Genomic DNA, 15,528 nt, shown 5'->3' with positions numbered 1-15,528 from the left:
GGCGCCGGTTCCTGGAATAATCTGGTGCGGAATGGGTTGTTAGGACCGCCTGGGGGCATCCGCAACCACACGGGAGGGCGTCATGCCGGCAGAGGACGGCTTGCGCATCAGCATTCGCTTCGCCACGGCGGCGGACGGGCCGCGCTGCGCCGACATCTTCCTGCACGGGCGCCGCAACGCCTTTTCCTGGCAGCCCGAGGACCGGTTCGGCCTGGACGACTATTACGACTGCGTGGACGGGGAAGAGGTGCTGGTGGCCGAGCTGGACGGTGCCGGGACGGCGACCCGGCTGATCGTCGGCTTCGTCTCCGTCGATGCCGGCGACCGCTTCATCCACACCCTGTTCATCGATCCGCTGTGGCGCGGGCGGGGCATCGGCAGCGCGCTGCTGCGCGAGGCGCTGGCCCTGCTGCGCGGCTCCGCCGAACTGGCCTGCGCCTCGCGCAACGCGGCGGCCCGCGCCTTCTACGAGCACAACGGCTGGACTCCGGTCCCCGGCGCCGGTCCGGAGGGCGACGCCGCCCCCCTGGTGGTCTACCGCAAATCCGCCCTTTGACACCCCCTCGGCACGGTTAATCCATAAGCCGAAGGAGCGGCGTCACAGGCCAAAGCGCAGACTGTTTTCCACGCTCCCCATACGCTACAGTCCGGCCCGGCATGCGGACACTCCATCACCACCCCCTCCATCCCTTGTCCCGCGTCGCGCGGGTGATGCTGGCCGAGAAGGGTCTTCCCTTCGACGCGGTCATCGAGAAGCCGTGGGAACGGCGCGAGGATTTCCTGATGCTGAATCCCGCCGGCGAGCCGCCGGTGCTGGTGGAGGAGGACGGAACCGTCGTGGCCGGCGGGCTGCCCGTGCTGGAGTATCTGGAGGAGGCCTATCCCGACGTGGCCCTGATGCCGCGGGAGGTGGCGGCCCGCGCCGAGGTGCGCCGGATCGTCGATTGGTTCACCCGGACCTTCGACCGCGAGGTGACCGAGAATCTGGTCGGCGAGAAGCTGATCAAGCGGCTGTCCGGCCAGGGCCACCCCTACGCCCCGGCGATCCGCGCCGGGCTGGCGAACATCCAGTACCACATGGAATACATCGCCTTCCTGTCGGAACGCCGTCCCTGGCTGGCCGGCTCCACCTTCACGGTGGCCGACATCGCGGCGGCGGCGGCGCTGTCCTGCGTCGATTACGTGGACAACGTGCCGTGGGACAAGGTGCCGGAGGCCAAGGACTGGTACGCCCGCATCAAATCGCGCCCCAGCTTCCGCGCCCTGCTGACCGACAGCATCCCCGGCTGCCCGCCGCCCCGCCATTACGCCGACCTGGACTTCTGAATTTCCCCACGATCTCTGCGGGAAAATTATAGACCAGGCTCTCCCGATCCGATCTGTCCGACCGGGATAGGCCCCGCCAAAAGACGGAACCCCATCCGTACCGGTCTGTTTCGCTTTGGTTGCAGAACGGCTGAGGAGGATGGGGGCATGGCCCAACACGACTACGTGCGTCACACGCTCGATTGCCTGGAGGAGGCGCAAGCGGCCCTGCGGCTTGCCCAACGCAAGGGCCAGATCGCGCCGGAGGACGAGGACCAACTGTCCCGCCGCCTCGACCGCATCACCGAACGCATCGCCCAGGTTCAGGAGATGCACTGATGCCGGCAGGGCCGCGCCGGTCCGGGCGCGGCCTTCGGCCCCCTACGCCACCCCCGCCATGCGCAGCGCCACGCCGGCCAGCGCGCAGGCGGCCAGGGTCGGCAGCATCCCCGCCTTGAAGCGGAACACCGCCAGCACCGCCGCCACGGTCAGCGCCAGGGCGGGCAGGTTGACGCTGGCGAGGATGGGCAGGTCCAGTCTCATCCCGGCGACGGACACCGGTTCCAGGCGGGCGAACAGCGTGTGCAGGGCGAACCACAACGCCAGATTCAGGATCACCCCGACCACCGCCGCGGTGATCGCCGACAGGGCAGCGCCGAGCATCCGGTTGCCGCGCAGCGCCTCGACATAGGGTGCGCCGAGGAAGATCCACAGGAAGCAGGGCACGAAGGTGACCCAGGTGGTCAGCAGACCGCCCAGCACCCCGGCCAGCAACGGCGGCAACGCCCCTGGATCGCGCAGCGCGCCAAGGAAGCCCACGAACTGCACGACCATGATCAGCGGCCCCGGCGTCGTCTCCGCCATGCCCAGCCCGTCGAGCATCTCGCCGGGATGGAGCCAGCCATAGGTCTCCACCGCCTGCTGCGCCACGTAGGCCAGCACGGCGTAGGCGCCGCCGAAGGTCACCACCGCCATCTTGGAAAAGAAGACGGCGATGCCGGTGAACGTGTTGTCCGGCCCCAGCGTCAGCAGCAGCGCCAGCACCGGCCCCAGCCACAAGGCGAGGCAGACCGCCCCGACCCGCAGCGACCATGCGGTGGAGGGGCGCGCGTGGTCCGGCATCCCCTCGCCCAGCAGGCTGGTCCGGTTGGCGGACGGACCCGGCAGATGCGGGGCCGGCCGGAAGGCGGAGACGCCCAGCCGCGCCCCGGCCAGCCCGATCAGGGCGGCGGTCAGGATGATCATGGGAAACGGGACGTTGAAGGCGAAGATCGCCAGGAAGGCCGCCGCCGACAGGGCGACCATCGCCCTGTTCTTCAGCGTGCGCCGCCCGACGCGGACGACCGCCTCCAGCACCACCGCGAGGACCGCCGCCTTCAACCCGAAGAACAGCCCCTGCACCGGGCCGGTGTTTCCCAGCGTCGCGTAGAGCAGGCTGAGCGCCATGATGGCCAGCGCGCCCGGCAGGACGAACAGGACGCCGGCGATCAGCCCGCCCACCGTCCGGTGCATCAGCCAGCCGATGTAAACGGCCAGTTGCTGCGCCTCCGGCCCTGGCAGCAGCATGCAGTAGTTCAAGGCGTGGAGGAACCGCTCCTCCCCGATCCACCTCTTCTCGTCCACCACGACGCGGTGCATCATGGCGATCTGGCCGGCCGGCCCGCCGAAGCTCAGCGCCGCGATCCGCGCCCAGACGCGCACCGCCTCCCACAGGCCCACCCCATGACCGGCGGTGTCGACGCCGGGGTCGTTGGCGCTGTCCGCCTGGGTCATGCGTCGTCTCCGGAGCACGCGAAGGGACGCCATTCAGACCACAAGGGACGGTCCGCCGCCAGCGCGGAGATGTGACGGAATTCTTGCGCCGGTCAGGACGCCGCCGGCAGCACCAGCTCCACCCGCAACCCGCCGAGCGGCGAATCGCCCAGACGCAGGTCGCCACCGTAGAGCCGCGCCACGTCGCGCACGACGGCAAGGCCGAGGCCGCTGCCCGGCGTGCTTTCGTCCAGCCGCACGCCGGGGGCCAGCACGGCATCGCGCCGGTCGGCGGGCAGGCCCGGCCCGTCGTCCTCGACCACCACCGCCAGCATCCCGCCCGCCTCCAGCCGCGACGCGACCTCCACCCGCGACCCCGCCCACTTCATGGCGTTGTCCATCAGGTTGCCCAGCATCTCGTCGAGATCCTCGCGCTCCCCGGCGAAGACATGCTCGCGCGGGGCGCGGACGGTGACCGTCACCCGTCCCCCACTCTGGCCCCCACCCTGGAGCTTCTCCATCACCCGCGCCAGCGCCCCGGCGCTGTCGGCCACCGGGGTGGCGACGCCGGGCAGGCCGCGGGCGGCGGCGGCGCGGGCGCGGGCCATGTGGTGGTCGATGTGGCGGCGCATCTCCGCCACCCGCCGGGCGACGGCCTCCCCCTCCGCCTCGTTCGCCAGCACGGCAAGGTTCGTCTTCAGCGCGTGAGCGAGGTTCCCGGCCTGGAGCCGCGCCCGCACCACGACCTCCTCCGAATGGTCCAGCAGGGCGTTCAGGTCGTCGAGCAGCGGCTGCACCTCGCGCGGAAAGTCGCCGCCGAAACGCTTGCTGCGTCCAGCCCGCACCGCGGCCAGCTCGGCGCGCAGCCGCACCAGCGGGCGCAGCCCCACCGACACCTGGACCACCGCCGCGGCGATCAGCGCCAGCGCCAGCGCCCCCAGCGACAGCCAGAGCACCCGGTTGAAGTCAGCCACCACCGCCCGCAGTTCCGCCTCGTCCTGCGCCACCGCCATGCGCAGGGGCGCCGTCCCGTTCGGGAAGGTCACGGCGCGTTCCAGCACCGACAATTGACGCCCGGCGGGGCCGACGACGCTGTGGCGGTGGATGTCGCCGTCCGCGACCTCGTCCGGCGGCAGGGGCAGCGCCTCGTCCCACAGCGAGCGGGAGCGCAGGACGGGCGCCTCCCCCGGCCCCACCTGCCAATACAGCCCCGACAGCGGCCGGCGGAAGCGCGGGTCGCTGAGCGGCTGGCGCAGCACCGGCGCGCCGTCCGCCCCCAGTTCGATCAGCGCGGCGAGCTGGTCGAGATGGTTGGTCAGCTCCGCCTCGAAGCGGCGGGCCACATGGTCGCGGAACAGGCCGGACAGCACCAGCCCGGCCAGAGCCAGGGCTAGCGCGATCCACACCGCCGCCCCGGCCAGCAGGCGGAAGCGCAGCGACCCGGTCAGCCGCCGCCCACCGTGGACAGGGCCGGTCACGGCGCCTCCAGCTTGTAGCCGAGCCCGCGCACGGTCTTGATCAGGTCGGCGCCCAGCTTGCGGCGCAGACGGCCGACGAAGACCTCGATGGTGTTGGAATCGCGGTCGAAATCCTGGGCGTAGATGTGCTCGGTCAGCTCCGTGCGCGAGACGAGCTGGCCCTTGCGGTGCATCAGGTAATCGAACACGCGGAACTCGTGCCCGGTCAGGTCGACCGGCCGCCCGTCCAGCGTGACCCGACCCGAGCGGGTGTCCAGCACCACCCCGCCGCAGGCGATCTCCGCCGAGGCGTGGCCCTTGGAGCGGCGGATCAGCGCGCGGATGCGGGCCAGCAGCTCCTCCATGCTGAAGGGCTTCGCCAGATAGTCGTCGGCCCCGGCGTCGATGCCCTGGACTTTCTCCGTCCAGGCGCCGCGGGCGGTCAGGATGATGACCGGTGCCGTGATCCCCTGCGCGCGCCAGGAGCGCAGCACCGTCAGCCCGTCCACCCGTGGCAGGCCGAGGTCCAGCACGATGGCGTCGTAAGGCTCGGTCTCGCCGAGGAACTGCCCCTCCTCGCCATCGGCGGCGCGGTCCACCGCGTAGCCCTCGCCCTCCAGCCGTTCGGCGAGCTGGCGGGCGAGCGCCGGATCATCCTCGACGACGAGCAGGCGCATGGCGCTCACCTCTTCCCATGATGGCCGCCCTCCCCTTTCCCGTTGCGCCCGCGCACCCGCAGCAGGTCGCCGGTGGCGGCGTCGTACTTCAGCTTCAGGACGCGGCCTTCGGCGGTGATGGTCTTGATCTCGTAGACGATCCGACCGTCCTCATCCTCGAACTCGACGTCCAGGATGTCACCGGGGAAATCGGCCTGCGCGCGGGCCAGGATGGCCTCCAGCGGCAGCGCCCGGCCCGAACGGAACGCCTCCCGCGCCCGCTCATGGTCGCGGTCGTCGTCGGCGCCCGCCGGCAGAGTGGCGCCAGGGAGGGCGGCGCCGAGGAGGATCAGGGACAGCAGGACGGCGCGGGCGGCGATCATGGTCGGAACCGGCGGGCGAATGGACGTTCCCAGTTAACACAAAGCCGCCTGAACGGCACCTGAATGGGCCGCAACCGGCGCCCATGGCCGGCGGGTGGCGACAGGGACGCGGGACAAAGCGTTGCCGCGACGGTTGTCTTCGGGAGCGATCAGAGAGGGAGGAGCATCATGGACCACGACACCTTCAACATGGGCATCCGGAAGTACCTGAAGGTCGTCGGCGTCACCTCGCAGCGCGAGATCGAGCGCGCCGTGACCGAAGCGATGGAAGCCGGAAAGCTGAAGGGCAACGAGACGCTCCAGGCCCGCGTCGTGCTGACCATCGAGGCCATCGGGCTGGAGCATGAGATCAAGGGGGAGATTGCGTTGGAGTAAGCGTCGGCACCGGTTGCCCCCACCCTCCCGCTTCGCGGGTCCCTCCCTCCCCCGCTGCGCAGGGGAGGGCCAGAATCCCCCTCCCCTGCGCAGCGGGGGAGGGTTGGGGTGGGGGCAAGGGTCACCCCATCACCAACCCGCCATCCACATACAGCACCTGCCCGGTCATGAAGCGGCTCCAGCCTGAGGCCAGGAACAGAACCGGGCCGGTCACGTCCTCCGGCGTGGCGATGCGGCGCAGGGGGGTCTGGGCCACGATGGCGTCCTTCACGTCCTCCTTCGTCGCCCGGCTGGCGTCGGTGGGATAGACCAGCCCCGGCGCCACGCAATTGACGCGGATGCCCAGCGGACCCAGCTCGGCCGCCAGATTGCGGCTGAATCCGACCAGCGCCGCCTTGGCCGTCGTGTAGTCGTGATAGGGCACGGTGGGCCGGGCCACGAGGTCGGTCGCCATGTTCACGATGCTGCCGCCCGGCCGCCGCCGCATCACCGGCAGCACCGCCCGGCAGACGTTGTAGGTGCCGAGCAGCGCCCCATCCACCTGCCCCCGGTAGTCCGCCCACTCGGTGTCCCAGAACAGCTTGCGCTTCTCGGGGTCGAAGGCGTAGGGGCGGAAGGCGTTGTTCACCACCACGTCGATCTTGCCGAATTCCTCCGCCGTGCGCTCCACCATGCGCGCCACCGCGTCGGAGTCGGTCACGTCGGCCTGCACCGCCCAGGCGTCGCCCCCGGCCTCCCGGCAGGCCGCCGCCACCGCCTCCGCGGCGTCCGCATTCTGGAGGTAGTTGACGGCGACCGCCGCCCCCTCCGCCGCGAAGGCCTTGGCGATGGCGGCGCCGATGCCGCGGCTGGCGCCGGTGACGAGGACGGTCTTGTCGCGGAAATCCATGGCCCGGCCCGCCTTCCTTACTCGGGGATCAGATCCGACTGGACCAGCTTACCCATGTCGAGGTCCGTCCCGATCAGGCCCAGCTGCTTGAAGGTGTCGGCGCCCTTCTGCATCAGCGCCGGATCGAAGTGGCCGAGGCCCTTGGCCTTGGTCGTCTCCGACACGCTGGATTCGTTGCGCAGCTTGATGATGGCGAGGTTGGTGGCCTCGTCACGGCCGTTGATGGCGCGGGTCACGGCGAGGCGGGCGGCTTCCTCCGGCTCGGCGATCATCCAGGCGGCGCTGTCGCGGTAGGCGGCGAGGAAGCGCTTCAGAACGTCCTTCTTCGTGCGGTAAGTCTCCTCCGTCACCACGAAGATGTCGGAGGGCAGGTTGAGCGTATCCTTGACCTCGATGACGTTGATGTCCTTCAGCCCCTTCTGCATCCCGACATACAGGCCGGTGTCGGTCGCCGCGGTGGCGTCCACCTGACCCTGGATGACGGGGGCGAAGTTCAGCAGGCCGGTCACCTCGATGGTCACATCCTTCTCGCTCAGCCCCACCTGATGCAGCAGCACCTGAAGGTTCTGGCGCGTGCCGCTGGACAGGCTGTAGACGCCGATGCGCTTCCCCTTGAGGTCTTCGGGCTTGGTGATGTTGCGCTCCTTCGGCGACACCACGTTGAAGACGTTCTGCGGGTAGATGTTGTAGATGGCGATCAGCTTCTCGCCCTTGTCGAGCGCAAGGTAGAAGGAGGCCGGGTCGGTGAAGGCCACGTCGGCCTGACCGGTCAGCATGTTCTGGATGGCCGAGCCGCCGCCGGTCCCCGGCACATAACCGAGATCGATCCCCTTGGCCTTGAAGAAGCCCTTGTCCGGCTCGGCCAGCAGGTTGGTGATCTCGCTGATCGGCTGGCTCCAGCCCGCCACGGTCACCTTGTCGAGCGCCAGCGCGGGAGAAGACAGGAGCAGGGCGGAAACGGCGACGGCACCCAGGGTGCGCAGGAACCCGAACATCGTGTGATTATCCTTTCCACGGACGGCGCAGCAGCCACCGCTCAAGCCCGGCGGCGGCCTGATAAACGATCATGCCCAGCACCGTGATGACGATGAACAGGGCGAACATCATGGTCGAATCCATCATCCCCTGCGCCGCGATGATCGAGGCGCCCAGCCCCTGCCGGCCGCCAATGAACTCGCCGACGACGGCGCCGACCAGCGCCAGCACCACGGCGACGCGCAGGCCCGCCAGGATCACCGGCAGGCCGGAGGGAATCTTGAGGCGCAGCAGGGTCTGCAGGCGCGTCGCCCGCAGCATCCGGAACAGCTCCCGCTTGTTGGGATCGACCTGCTGGAGGCCGGTCATGGTGTTTTCCAGCAGCGGGAAGAAGCAGATCAGCGCCGTGATGACGACGGTGGAGGTCGTGCCGAAGCCGAACCAGACGATGAACAGCGGCCCCAGCGCCAGCTTCGGCACCACCTGGCTGGCGAGGATGTAGGGGTAGAACAGGCGGCGCAGCACCGGCACCTCGGCCAGCAGCACCCCGGCGAGGAAGCCGACGGTGCAGCCGGCGGCGAGGCCCATCGCCATCTCCGCCGTGGTGACCCAGAGATGCGGCAGCAGATAGCCGCCGGCCAGCCCGTCCCACAGCGTGCGCAGCACCGCCGAGGGCAGCGGCACGACCAGCGCCGACACCCCCGCCACCCGGCAATAGACCTCCCACCCCGCCAGCAGCAGGACGAGCAACAGGGCCGAGGCGAGGCGCACCATCACGACGCGCGCTCCAGCGCCACGCCGGAGTCCGCGCCGTCCATGGCGTGGCGCAGCTCCAGGCACAGGGCGTTGAAACGGGGGCTGTAGCGCACGTCGCGCCCGCGCGGGCGGGCCAACGGCACCGGCAGGGCATGGCGCAGGTGCCCGCCCTCCATCACCGCCACCCGGTCGGCCAGATAGACCGCCTCCGCGATGTCGTGGGTGACGAACAGCACGGTGGTGCGGTGCCGGGCGCAGAGTTTCAGCAGGTCGTCCTGCAACTCCTCCCGCGTGATGGCGTCGAGCGCGGCGAAGGGCTCGTCGAGCAGGAGCAGCGGCGGCTCGGTGACCAGCGCGCGGGCCAGCGCGACGCGGCTCTGCTGCCCGCCGGACAGTTGGCTGGGGTAACGCCCTTCGAGTCCGGACAGGCCGACGAGGTCCAGCAACTCCTCCGCCTTGCGGCGGTCCGCCGGCTGCGGGCGGCGCTTCAGCGACACCGGAAGCAGCAGGTTGTCGAGCACCGTCCGCCAGTCCAGAAGCGTCGGCGCCTGGAAGACGAAGCCGACCTGGGCGCCCGGCCCCCGCACCGGCTCCCCCTGGATGCGGACGGCTCCGGTCGAGGGGGCGAGCAGCCCGGCGACCAGCTTCAGCAGGGTCGTCTTGCCGCAGCCGCTGCGCCCGACCAGCGCGTGGAACTCGCCTTCCCCGATGGTCCAGTCGATGCGGTCCAGGATGGTGCCGCCGCTCGGGACGCCGTAGCCGGCCTGTTCGATGCTGACGAAGCTCATGGCCGGGCGCCTCAATCCGTGTAGGGGGCGAAGGATTCCGCCGCCCGTTCCGCCGAGCCTTCGATCTCGGTCATGGTGACGAGGTCCAGCAGGTTGAACCGCCCGTCATGGTGCCAGCCCGCCTCCGGCGCGGTCATGCGGCCGAGCGCGCAGAGGCGCGTCGCTCCGACCGCCCCCAGCGCCCCGGCCAGCGCGAACAGTTCCTCCGGCGCGGCGGCGATGCCCACGGTCTGGAGGAAAGCCCGGTAGGGCGCCAGCCCCGGCACCGCGTCGGCCAGCCGGTCCACCGCCACCACCGTCACCGTGCGGTTCAGCCCGCAAGGGCTCAGGCCGTCCGCGGCGTCGGTGTAGGCGACGGCCCAGCTTCCCGCCGGATCGCCCAGCAGGGCGCGGCTGGGGTCGGCAAAGCCCTTCGTCTCCTCCGCGTTGCGCCAGGACGCGACGCTGCCCGCCTCGCCCATCGACAGCGGGCGGCGCGGGAATTTGCTGCCGAGGGCGCCCAGCTCGTGCGCCAGATAGCCGGCGAACTCGCGCGGCGACACCCGCCCGCCGCGCTCCACGAAGAAAGTCTGCGGCGAGTAGCAGCCCTGCTGGTCGTAGCGCGCCACGTCGTAGGCCGCCTGCCGCGCCGCCGCCCCCGCCTTCCCGGCGTCGAGCGCGGAGCGGGCGACCATGCCGAAGCTGATCTTGTGCCCGTAGGGCAGGAAGCGCGTGGTGATCGGCACCCGCGCCCGGATGGCCTCCAGCGCGTCGTTGCCGCCATAGGCGACCACCGTGTCGGCGCGGCCCAGCCACGCGCGCTCCGCCGCCTCGTCGCCGCCCTTCCACCAGACGATGGCGATGCAGCCGGCCAGTTCCGGGTCGATCTCCGCCAAAATCTGCGCGAACCAGCCGGCGAACAGCGGCTCGGCGCTCGGCAGCTTGCCGACCGTGCCGGCCTTCACCAGCAGGCCGGAGATCAGGCTCCACAGCGGCAGGCCCGGCACGTTGCCCGCCCAGACGTGCAGCAGAAGCTCCGGCCCGAAGGCGCGGGCGAAGCCGCCCTTGGGCATGGGCTGGAAATCGTCGAGCACCGCCGGGTTGGCGAAATCCTCGGCGATGAATTTCCGAAGCTCCGGCCCGCGGAAGGTCTTCAGATAGCCGGTCAGCCCCAGCCGGACCATCTCCGCGTCGTAGCCGGTGACCAGCGGCAGAAGCCGTTCCGCCTTTTGCCGCCACGGGTCGTCGCGATCGAGCAGCCGGGCGACGGCGCGGTCGATGGTGGCGGCGATCTCCGCGACCGTGCGGCTTCTCAGGTAAGTCCGCGCGTTCGTCCGCACCCGCGTTGCCAATTCAGCGATCTGCGCCTCGCTCAGCACCGGCACCGCCACGTCGAGCGTCTCGGCGCCGCGCCGGAAGGTCAGCGTCCGCCAGTCCACCGCGTCGGCGGACAGCCCCGGCAGATGCCCGGCGCGCTCCATCAGGAGGCCCGCGCCGCTTTGAGGAAGTCCTCGACCGCCATGGAGCAGCCCTTGGCGTCCGCGCCGTCGGCCCGGCCGAGAAGCTGGAAACCGCCCTCCACCTCCACCCCCGCGTCCTCGGTCAGGATGGCGGAGGCGCAGTTGAAATGGGCCAGATCGTGATGGACGAGCACGCCGACGCTGCCGCGCGGCACCTCCTGGCCGGTCAGCGGGTTGATGACCCGGCTGCGGATCCAGTGCGGGCCGGACTTCACCGACGGGCAGGTCTCGTTGCCGTCGTCGTAGAACTGGGTGCTCAGCTCGGTCATGCCGTACATGTTGATGCACAGCCGGCGCGGCACGCCGAAGGTCGCGGACAGGCGGCTGTAGAATTCCTCCGCCGCCATCTCGCGCGACTGGCCCTTGAAGCCGCCGGTGTCGAGGATGCGGCTGCCCGCCGGCAGGGCGAAGCTCCTCCCCCGCTCGGCCAGCGCGTCCATCAGATGCACGACGCTGAAGCTCGCCCCCAGCAGGGCGTAGGGTTCGCCGGTTTCCTCGGCGCGGGACAGCGCCTCGATCGCCCCGTCCACGTCCAGCCCGGCGTCGGAGACGAAATAGCGGCTCTCCGCCGTCCCGAACTCGCTCCTGGCCAGCGCCAGATAATGGGCGAGCGAGGAGTTGGGCATCGCCTGCTCGGTCGGGAACAGGATGCCCATGCGCAGCCGCTCGAAGTCACCCCCGTAAGGATTGGCCATGAAGCGGCGTCGGAAATTGACGGTCATGGAGCGGTCGTAGACCGCCAGCGTCGGATGGTGGCTCTTGCCCCGCACCCCCTTGGTGGTGCCGCTGGTCATGAAGACGTACGGGCATTCCTCCGGCGGGCGTCCGCTCAGCGTCAGGTCCTTGAAGGCGCTGATCGGCACGGCGGGCACGTCGCGCCAGCTCTTCACCGTGCGCAGGGTGCGCGCCCGCTGGGTGGCGAAGCGGCGGTAGGGGGCGTTGGTCTCGAACTGGTGGGCGAAGACGGCCAGCGCCATGCGGTTGAACGCCTCCTCGTCCGCCTCTCCGGCGGCGATGAAGGCCAGCAGGTCTTCGACAAGTCGGGCTTCGGTCACGTCCGCACACACCTTTTGCAGCGCCAACAAACTGTTGCCGGGACAAGCGGTGTCTGGATGGAATGGGGGTACGCCGTGCCGCCCTTCAGTCCCGTCCCTACGCCGGTATGACCCGGATCAGGTTCGATGGGTCACCGCGTTGTCCGGATGAAAGCGCCGGACCGGCGGAGTCTCAGCCTCCTAGCAAGGCCCCCCAGGGAACATTCGCAAGCTAAGGGACCGGCCCCCGCCCGTCAAGGAGGTCGGGCTAACGAACGGAGGCATTGCCTTTGGAGCCCCTCTCCCGTCCCGGGAGAGGGAAGGGGCCCACGCGAAGCGTGGGAAGGGTGAGGGTACCGCCGAGAATCAGCGCCTTGATCCTTGCATAACCCTCACCCGCCCGCTTCGCGGGCCCCCTCTCCCGGGACGGGAGAGGGATTTGACGTCGAATGCGACGCCCCCGCCCGTCAAAGGAGGACCGGCGCTCCGCCCGTGGCAGCCCCACAACCGCCGTGATAGGATCCGCGCCCGCGGGCGGCTGAAGCCGGCGGCAGAACGGGGAACGGCATGGTGAGGATCGAGGACTGCACGCTGGTGTTCGCCGACACGGCGAACCACGCCCTGGTCGAGATGGCCATCCGGGACAGCATCGCCGCCTGCCGCTTCTCCAGCGTCCTGCTGCTCTCCGACCGCGATCCGAAGATTCCCGGCGTCGATTTCCACCGCATCGCCCCGATCCATGACATCGACGACTATTCGGACACGATCAACGTCCGCCTGCGCCGGCTCGTATCGACCGGCCATGTCCTGATCGCGCAGTGGGACGGCTTCGTCGCCGATCCGCAGGCCTGGACGGAGGAGTTCCGCGCCTTCGACTACATCGGCGCCCGCTGGGGCTGGTACCAGGACGGCATGACGGTGGGGAACGGCGGCTTCTCCCTGCGCTCCGCCGCCCTGCTCGACCGGCTGCGCGACCTGCCCTTCGAGGCCGGCATTCCCGAGGATCACGTCATCTGCCGGACCGAGCGCCCGGCGCTGGAGAAGGCCGGCATCCGCTTCGCCCCGGAGGCCGTGGCCGACCGCTTCGCCTTCGAGCGGACGCCGGTGCCGGGACCGGCCTTCGGCTTCCACGGCCTGTTCAACTTCGGCAAGGTGCTGGGGGACCGCGCGCTGGAGGAGCGGATCGAGGTGATGGACGGCCCGCTCCTCGACAGGCGGGAGTACACGGACCTGATGACCAGCCTCGCGCTGTCCGGACGCAAGGCCCCCTTCGCCTCCATGGTCCGCAAGCTGGTGGCGCGGCGGGACGAGACGTTCCTGCGCTCCCAGATCACCGAATGGACGGCCGGTGCCGCGCGGGATTATGCGCTGGCCCTGGCCGACGCCGTGCAGACGACGGCGGCGCCGGGGTCGCGCTGGCCGGCGGTGGCCGCGCCGCAGCGCCGCCAGCCGAAAATCTACGACTGCTTCACCTTCCACAACGAACTCGACCTTCTGGAGCTGCGCTTCCGCGAGCTGTACGACACGGTCGACCAGTTCGTGATCGTCGAGGCCAAGCAGACCTTCGCCGGCGCGCCGAAGCCGCTGCACTTCATGGAGGAACGCCATCGCTTCCTGCCCTTCCTGGACAAGGTGAAGCTGGTCGTCGCCCCCGACTTCCCGGAAACCGACAATCCCTGGGTGCGCGAGCGGGCGCAGCGGAACGCCATCGCGCTCGGGCTGGACAAGGTGGAGCCGGACGACATCGTCATCGTTTCGGACGTGGACGAGATCCTGCGCGCGCGGTCGGTCGCGTCGCTGCGCGACAGTTCGGCGATGATCGCCGGGTTCCGCGTGCCGCTGTTCTACTTCAAGGTCAACTTCATGAACGTGGAAGGCGAGAATTTCTCGGTCTTCCCCGTCGCCGTCCGCGGGCTGATGGCTCGGATGACCACGCCGCAGCAGATCCGCGAAAGCCGCGGCACGCTGGACCGCTACACCCCCGAGACGCGTCCGCCCTATGTGGACATCCTGCCCCACGCGGGCTGGCATTTCTCCTACATCGGTGACGACGCCACCATCCGGCACAAGATCCAGAGCTTCTCGCACCAGGAGCTGAACCGCGACGACATCCTTGACGGCATTGACGTGCCCCGCTTCCTGGCGGAAGGCAGCGACATCTTCAAGCGTCCCGGCTACCGCTGGCAGTCCGTGGAGCTGAACGACTATTTCCCGGCGAACCTTCTGGGCGAACGCAAACGCTGGGCGGACTTCATCGCCGAGGAGGTCGGCGGCCGGGTCACCTGGAAGTAAGAGCGGCGTTTTTTCCCCTAGACCTCCCGCCGCAGCAGCGCCAGGGCGGCCATCGCCATAACCTGCGCGGAATGGACCATGTCGTCGATGCCCACATACTCGTCCGGCTGGTGGGCGAGGTCGAGGATGCCGGGGCCGTAGGCGATGCAGTCCTTGAGATGCCCGACCCGCGCGATGTGCTTCTGGTCGTAGGTGCCGGGCGACACCACCTGCGCCGCCGGACGGCCCAGCACCGTCTCGATGGCCGCCCCCACCGCCCGCACCACCGGCGCGTCGGTGTCGGTCAGGGTGGGCAGGAAGGCCAGCACCTCGCGCAGCTCGTAGTCGAAGCCGGGGCGCTCGCGGCGCAGATCCTCCAGAATGCCGGTGACCTCCGCCCGCACCTCCTCCGGGTCCTCCTCGATCAGGTAGCGGCGGTCGATGACCATGCGGCAGCGGTCGGGCACCATCGGGCTGGGCAAGCCGCCGTGATCCTCCGGCTGGCCGCCATGGATGGCGTTGATGTTCAGGGTGGACTGCCGCGCCCCCTCCGGGACCACCGGCATGGCGGTGCGCTTGGCGGCCAGCCGGGGGATCAGCTCCGTCTCGATCCGGTGCAGCACGGCGCCCATGTGGCGCACCGCGCAGTTGCCGAGGAAGGGCATGGAGCCGTGGGCGACGCGGCCCTTCGTCTCGATCTCCGCCCACCAGACTCCGCGGTGGCCGATGCACACCCGGTCCACGTTCAGCGGCTCCGGGATGATGACGTGATCGACCCGCGGGCGGGAAAAGTAGCCGAGCGTGGCGAGGTGCCCGACCCCGCCATAGCCGCCCGATTCCTCGTCCACGGTGCCGGAGATCTCCAGCGCGCCGGGGAAGGGAATGCCCGCCTCCAGGATGGCTTCCACGGCGATGATGGAGGCGGCGATCCCGCCCTTCATGTCGCAGGCGCCGCGGCCGTAGACGCGCCCGTCCTTCACCACGCCTTCGAAGGGATCGACCGTCCAGCCCTGGCCGGCGGGCACCACGTCGATGTGGCCGTTGAAATGCACGCAGGGGCCGGGCGCGCGCCCTTCGATCCGCGCAACGACGTTGGTGCGCGGGTAGCGGTCGCTGTCGCCGGGCGCCCCGTCCGCCCGCACATACTCCACGGCGAAGCCGCGCCCGGCCAGCCGCCGCCCGAGGAACTCCGCGCAGTCAGTGTAGACGTCGCCGGGCGGGTTCACGGTGGGGATGCGGATCAGGTCGCGGGTCAGCGCAACAAGCTCGTCGCGCCGCTCCGCGATCCGGCGGAACAGCGACTCCCGGTGGTCGAGCGGCATGCATCCCCCCTACGCACAATTCGTTGCGCGGAAGGATCGGTCATGCCGGCGCGCCTGTCGAGAGGT

Annotated in this window: 16 protein-coding genes and 1 riboswitch; of the genes, 5 read left to right on the top strand and 11 right to left on the bottom strand. The window is 70.2% G+C overall.

Features of this window, described 5'->3' with window-relative positions:
- Nucleotides 1-82 precede the first annotated feature (82 nt).
- The 3 genes from H0B54_RS20650 to H0B54_RS20640 all read left to right on the top strand — a co-directional run bounded on the left by H0B54_RS20650 (nt 83) and on the right by H0B54_RS20640 (nt 1,644).
- Nucleotides 83-556 (top strand): GNAT family N-acetyltransferase, encoded by a 474-nt coding sequence (locus H0B54_RS20650; RefSeq protein WP_188261892.1) that lies wholly within the window; start codon nt 83-85, stop codon nt 554-556.
- 101 nt (nt 557-657) lie between these two features.
- The gene (locus H0B54_RS20645) at nt 658-1,326 is read left to right on the top strand and encodes a glutathione S-transferase family protein (RefSeq protein WP_094305577.1); all 669 of its coding nucleotides are present in this window, start codon (nt 658-660) and stop codon (nt 1,324-1,326) included.
- A 147-nt stretch (nt 1,327-1,473) separates the two neighbouring features.
- Nucleotides 1,474-1,644, top strand: coding sequence for a hypothetical protein (locus H0B54_RS20640; protein ID WP_167525482.1), 171 nt, complete (start codon nt 1,474-1,476; stop codon nt 1,642-1,644).
- Nucleotides 1,645-1,686: 42 nt separating this feature from the next.
- Here H0B54_RS20640 and chrA read toward each other — a convergent pair whose 3' ends face one another.
- The 4 genes from chrA to H0B54_RS20620 form a co-directional block, all read right to left on the bottom strand.
- Nucleotides 1,687-3,078, bottom strand: coding sequence for a chromate efflux transporter (chrA, locus tag H0B54_RS20635; protein ID WP_188261891.1), 1,392 nt, complete (start codon nt 3,076-3,078; stop codon nt 1,687-1,689).
- Between the two features lie 92 nt (nt 3,079-3,170).
- Nucleotides 3,171-4,535, bottom strand: a complete 1,365-nt coding sequence (locus H0B54_RS20630) for an ATP-binding protein (protein WP_188261890.1) — start codon at nt 4,533-4,535, stop codon at nt 3,171-3,173.
- A complete protein-coding gene (locus H0B54_RS20625; protein WP_188261889.1) occupies nt 4,532-5,191 on the bottom strand; it encodes a response regulator in 660 nt (219 codons plus the stop codon). The genes H0B54_RS20630 and H0B54_RS20625 overlap by 4 nt, the downstream gene beginning before the upstream one ends.
- Before the next feature lie 5 nt (nt 5,192-5,196).
- On the bottom strand, nt 5,197-5,553 hold the full coding sequence (locus H0B54_RS20620) for a PepSY domain-containing protein (protein ID WP_188261888.1): 357 nt from the start codon (nt 5,551-5,553) through the stop codon (nt 5,197-5,199).
- Between the two features lie 168 nt (nt 5,554-5,721).
- Here H0B54_RS20620 and H0B54_RS20615 point away from each other — a divergent pair, with 168 nt between their 5' ends.
- On the top strand, nt 5,722-5,928 hold the full coding sequence (locus H0B54_RS20615; protein ID WP_188261887.1) for a DUF6494 family protein: 207 nt from the start codon (nt 5,722-5,724) through the stop codon (nt 5,926-5,928).
- A gap of 121 nt (nt 5,929-6,049) precedes the next feature.
- On the opposite strand, the gene H0B54_RS20610 is transcribed toward H0B54_RS20615, so the two are convergent.
- The 6 genes from H0B54_RS20610 to H0B54_RS20585 are packed head-to-tail and all read right to left on the bottom strand — an operon-like array spanning nt 6,050 to nt 11,890.
- Entirely contained in the window at nt 6,050-6,817 is a 768-nt protein-coding gene (locus H0B54_RS20610; RefSeq protein WP_188261886.1) for a 3-oxoacyl-ACP reductase, read from the bottom strand.
- A gap of 17 nt (nt 6,818-6,834) precedes the next feature.
- On the bottom strand, nt 6,835-7,812 hold the full coding sequence (locus H0B54_RS20605) for an ABC transporter substrate-binding protein (protein WP_188261885.1): 978 nt from the start codon (nt 7,810-7,812) through the stop codon (nt 6,835-6,837).
- A gap of 7 nt (nt 7,813-7,819) precedes the next feature.
- A complete protein-coding gene (locus H0B54_RS20600) occupies nt 7,820-8,566 on the bottom strand; it encodes an ABC transporter permease (protein ID WP_188261913.1) in 747 nt (248 codons plus the stop codon).
- The gene (locus tag H0B54_RS20595) at nt 8,566-9,336 is read right to left on the bottom strand and encodes an ABC transporter ATP-binding protein (RefSeq protein ID WP_188261884.1); all 771 of its coding nucleotides are present in this window, start codon (nt 9,334-9,336) and stop codon (nt 8,566-8,568) included. Before H0B54_RS20595 ends, H0B54_RS20600 begins: the two co-directional genes overlap by 1 nt.
- 11 nt (nt 9,337-9,347) lie before the next feature.
- Nucleotides 9,348-10,796: an acyl-CoA reductase gene (locus H0B54_RS20590; protein WP_188261883.1), complete on the bottom strand. Its 1,449-nt coding sequence runs from the start codon at nt 10,794-10,796 to the stop codon at nt 9,348-9,350.
- Nucleotides 10,796-11,890, bottom strand: a complete 1,095-nt coding sequence (locus H0B54_RS20585) for a LuxE/PaaK family acyltransferase (RefSeq protein ID WP_188261882.1) — start codon at nt 11,888-11,890, stop codon at nt 10,796-10,798. The genes H0B54_RS20590 and H0B54_RS20585 overlap by 1 nt, the downstream gene beginning before the upstream one ends.
- Nucleotides 11,891-11,966: 76 nt before the next feature.
- Nucleotides 11,967-12,096, bottom strand: a riboswitch (TPP riboswitch).
- Nucleotides 12,097-12,436: 340 nt separating this feature from the next.
- On the opposite strand from H0B54_RS20585, the gene H0B54_RS20580 reads away from it, so the two are divergent.
- Nucleotides 12,437-14,161, top strand: a complete 1,725-nt coding sequence (locus tag H0B54_RS20580) for a DUF5672 family protein (RefSeq protein ID WP_188261881.1) — start codon at nt 12,437-12,439, stop codon at nt 14,159-14,161.
- Nucleotides 14,162-14,178: 17 nt separating this feature from the next.
- Here H0B54_RS20580 and H0B54_RS20575 read toward each other — a convergent pair whose 3' ends face one another.
- Nucleotides 14,179-15,462, bottom strand: a complete 1,284-nt coding sequence (locus tag H0B54_RS20575; RefSeq protein WP_188261880.1) for an acetylornithine deacetylase/succinyl-diaminopimelate desuccinylase family protein — start codon at nt 15,460-15,462, stop codon at nt 14,179-14,181.
- Nucleotides 15,463-15,528: the final 66 nt, after the last annotated feature.

This window comes from Azospirillum tabaci, from assembly GCF_014596085.1.
Classification (GTDB): domain Bacteria; phylum Pseudomonadota; class Alphaproteobacteria; order Azospirillales; family Azospirillaceae; genus Azospirillum; species Azospirillum tabaci.
Note: the sequence above shows the minus strand (reverse complement) of the source record. Positions and strands in the feature narration are given on the sequence as shown.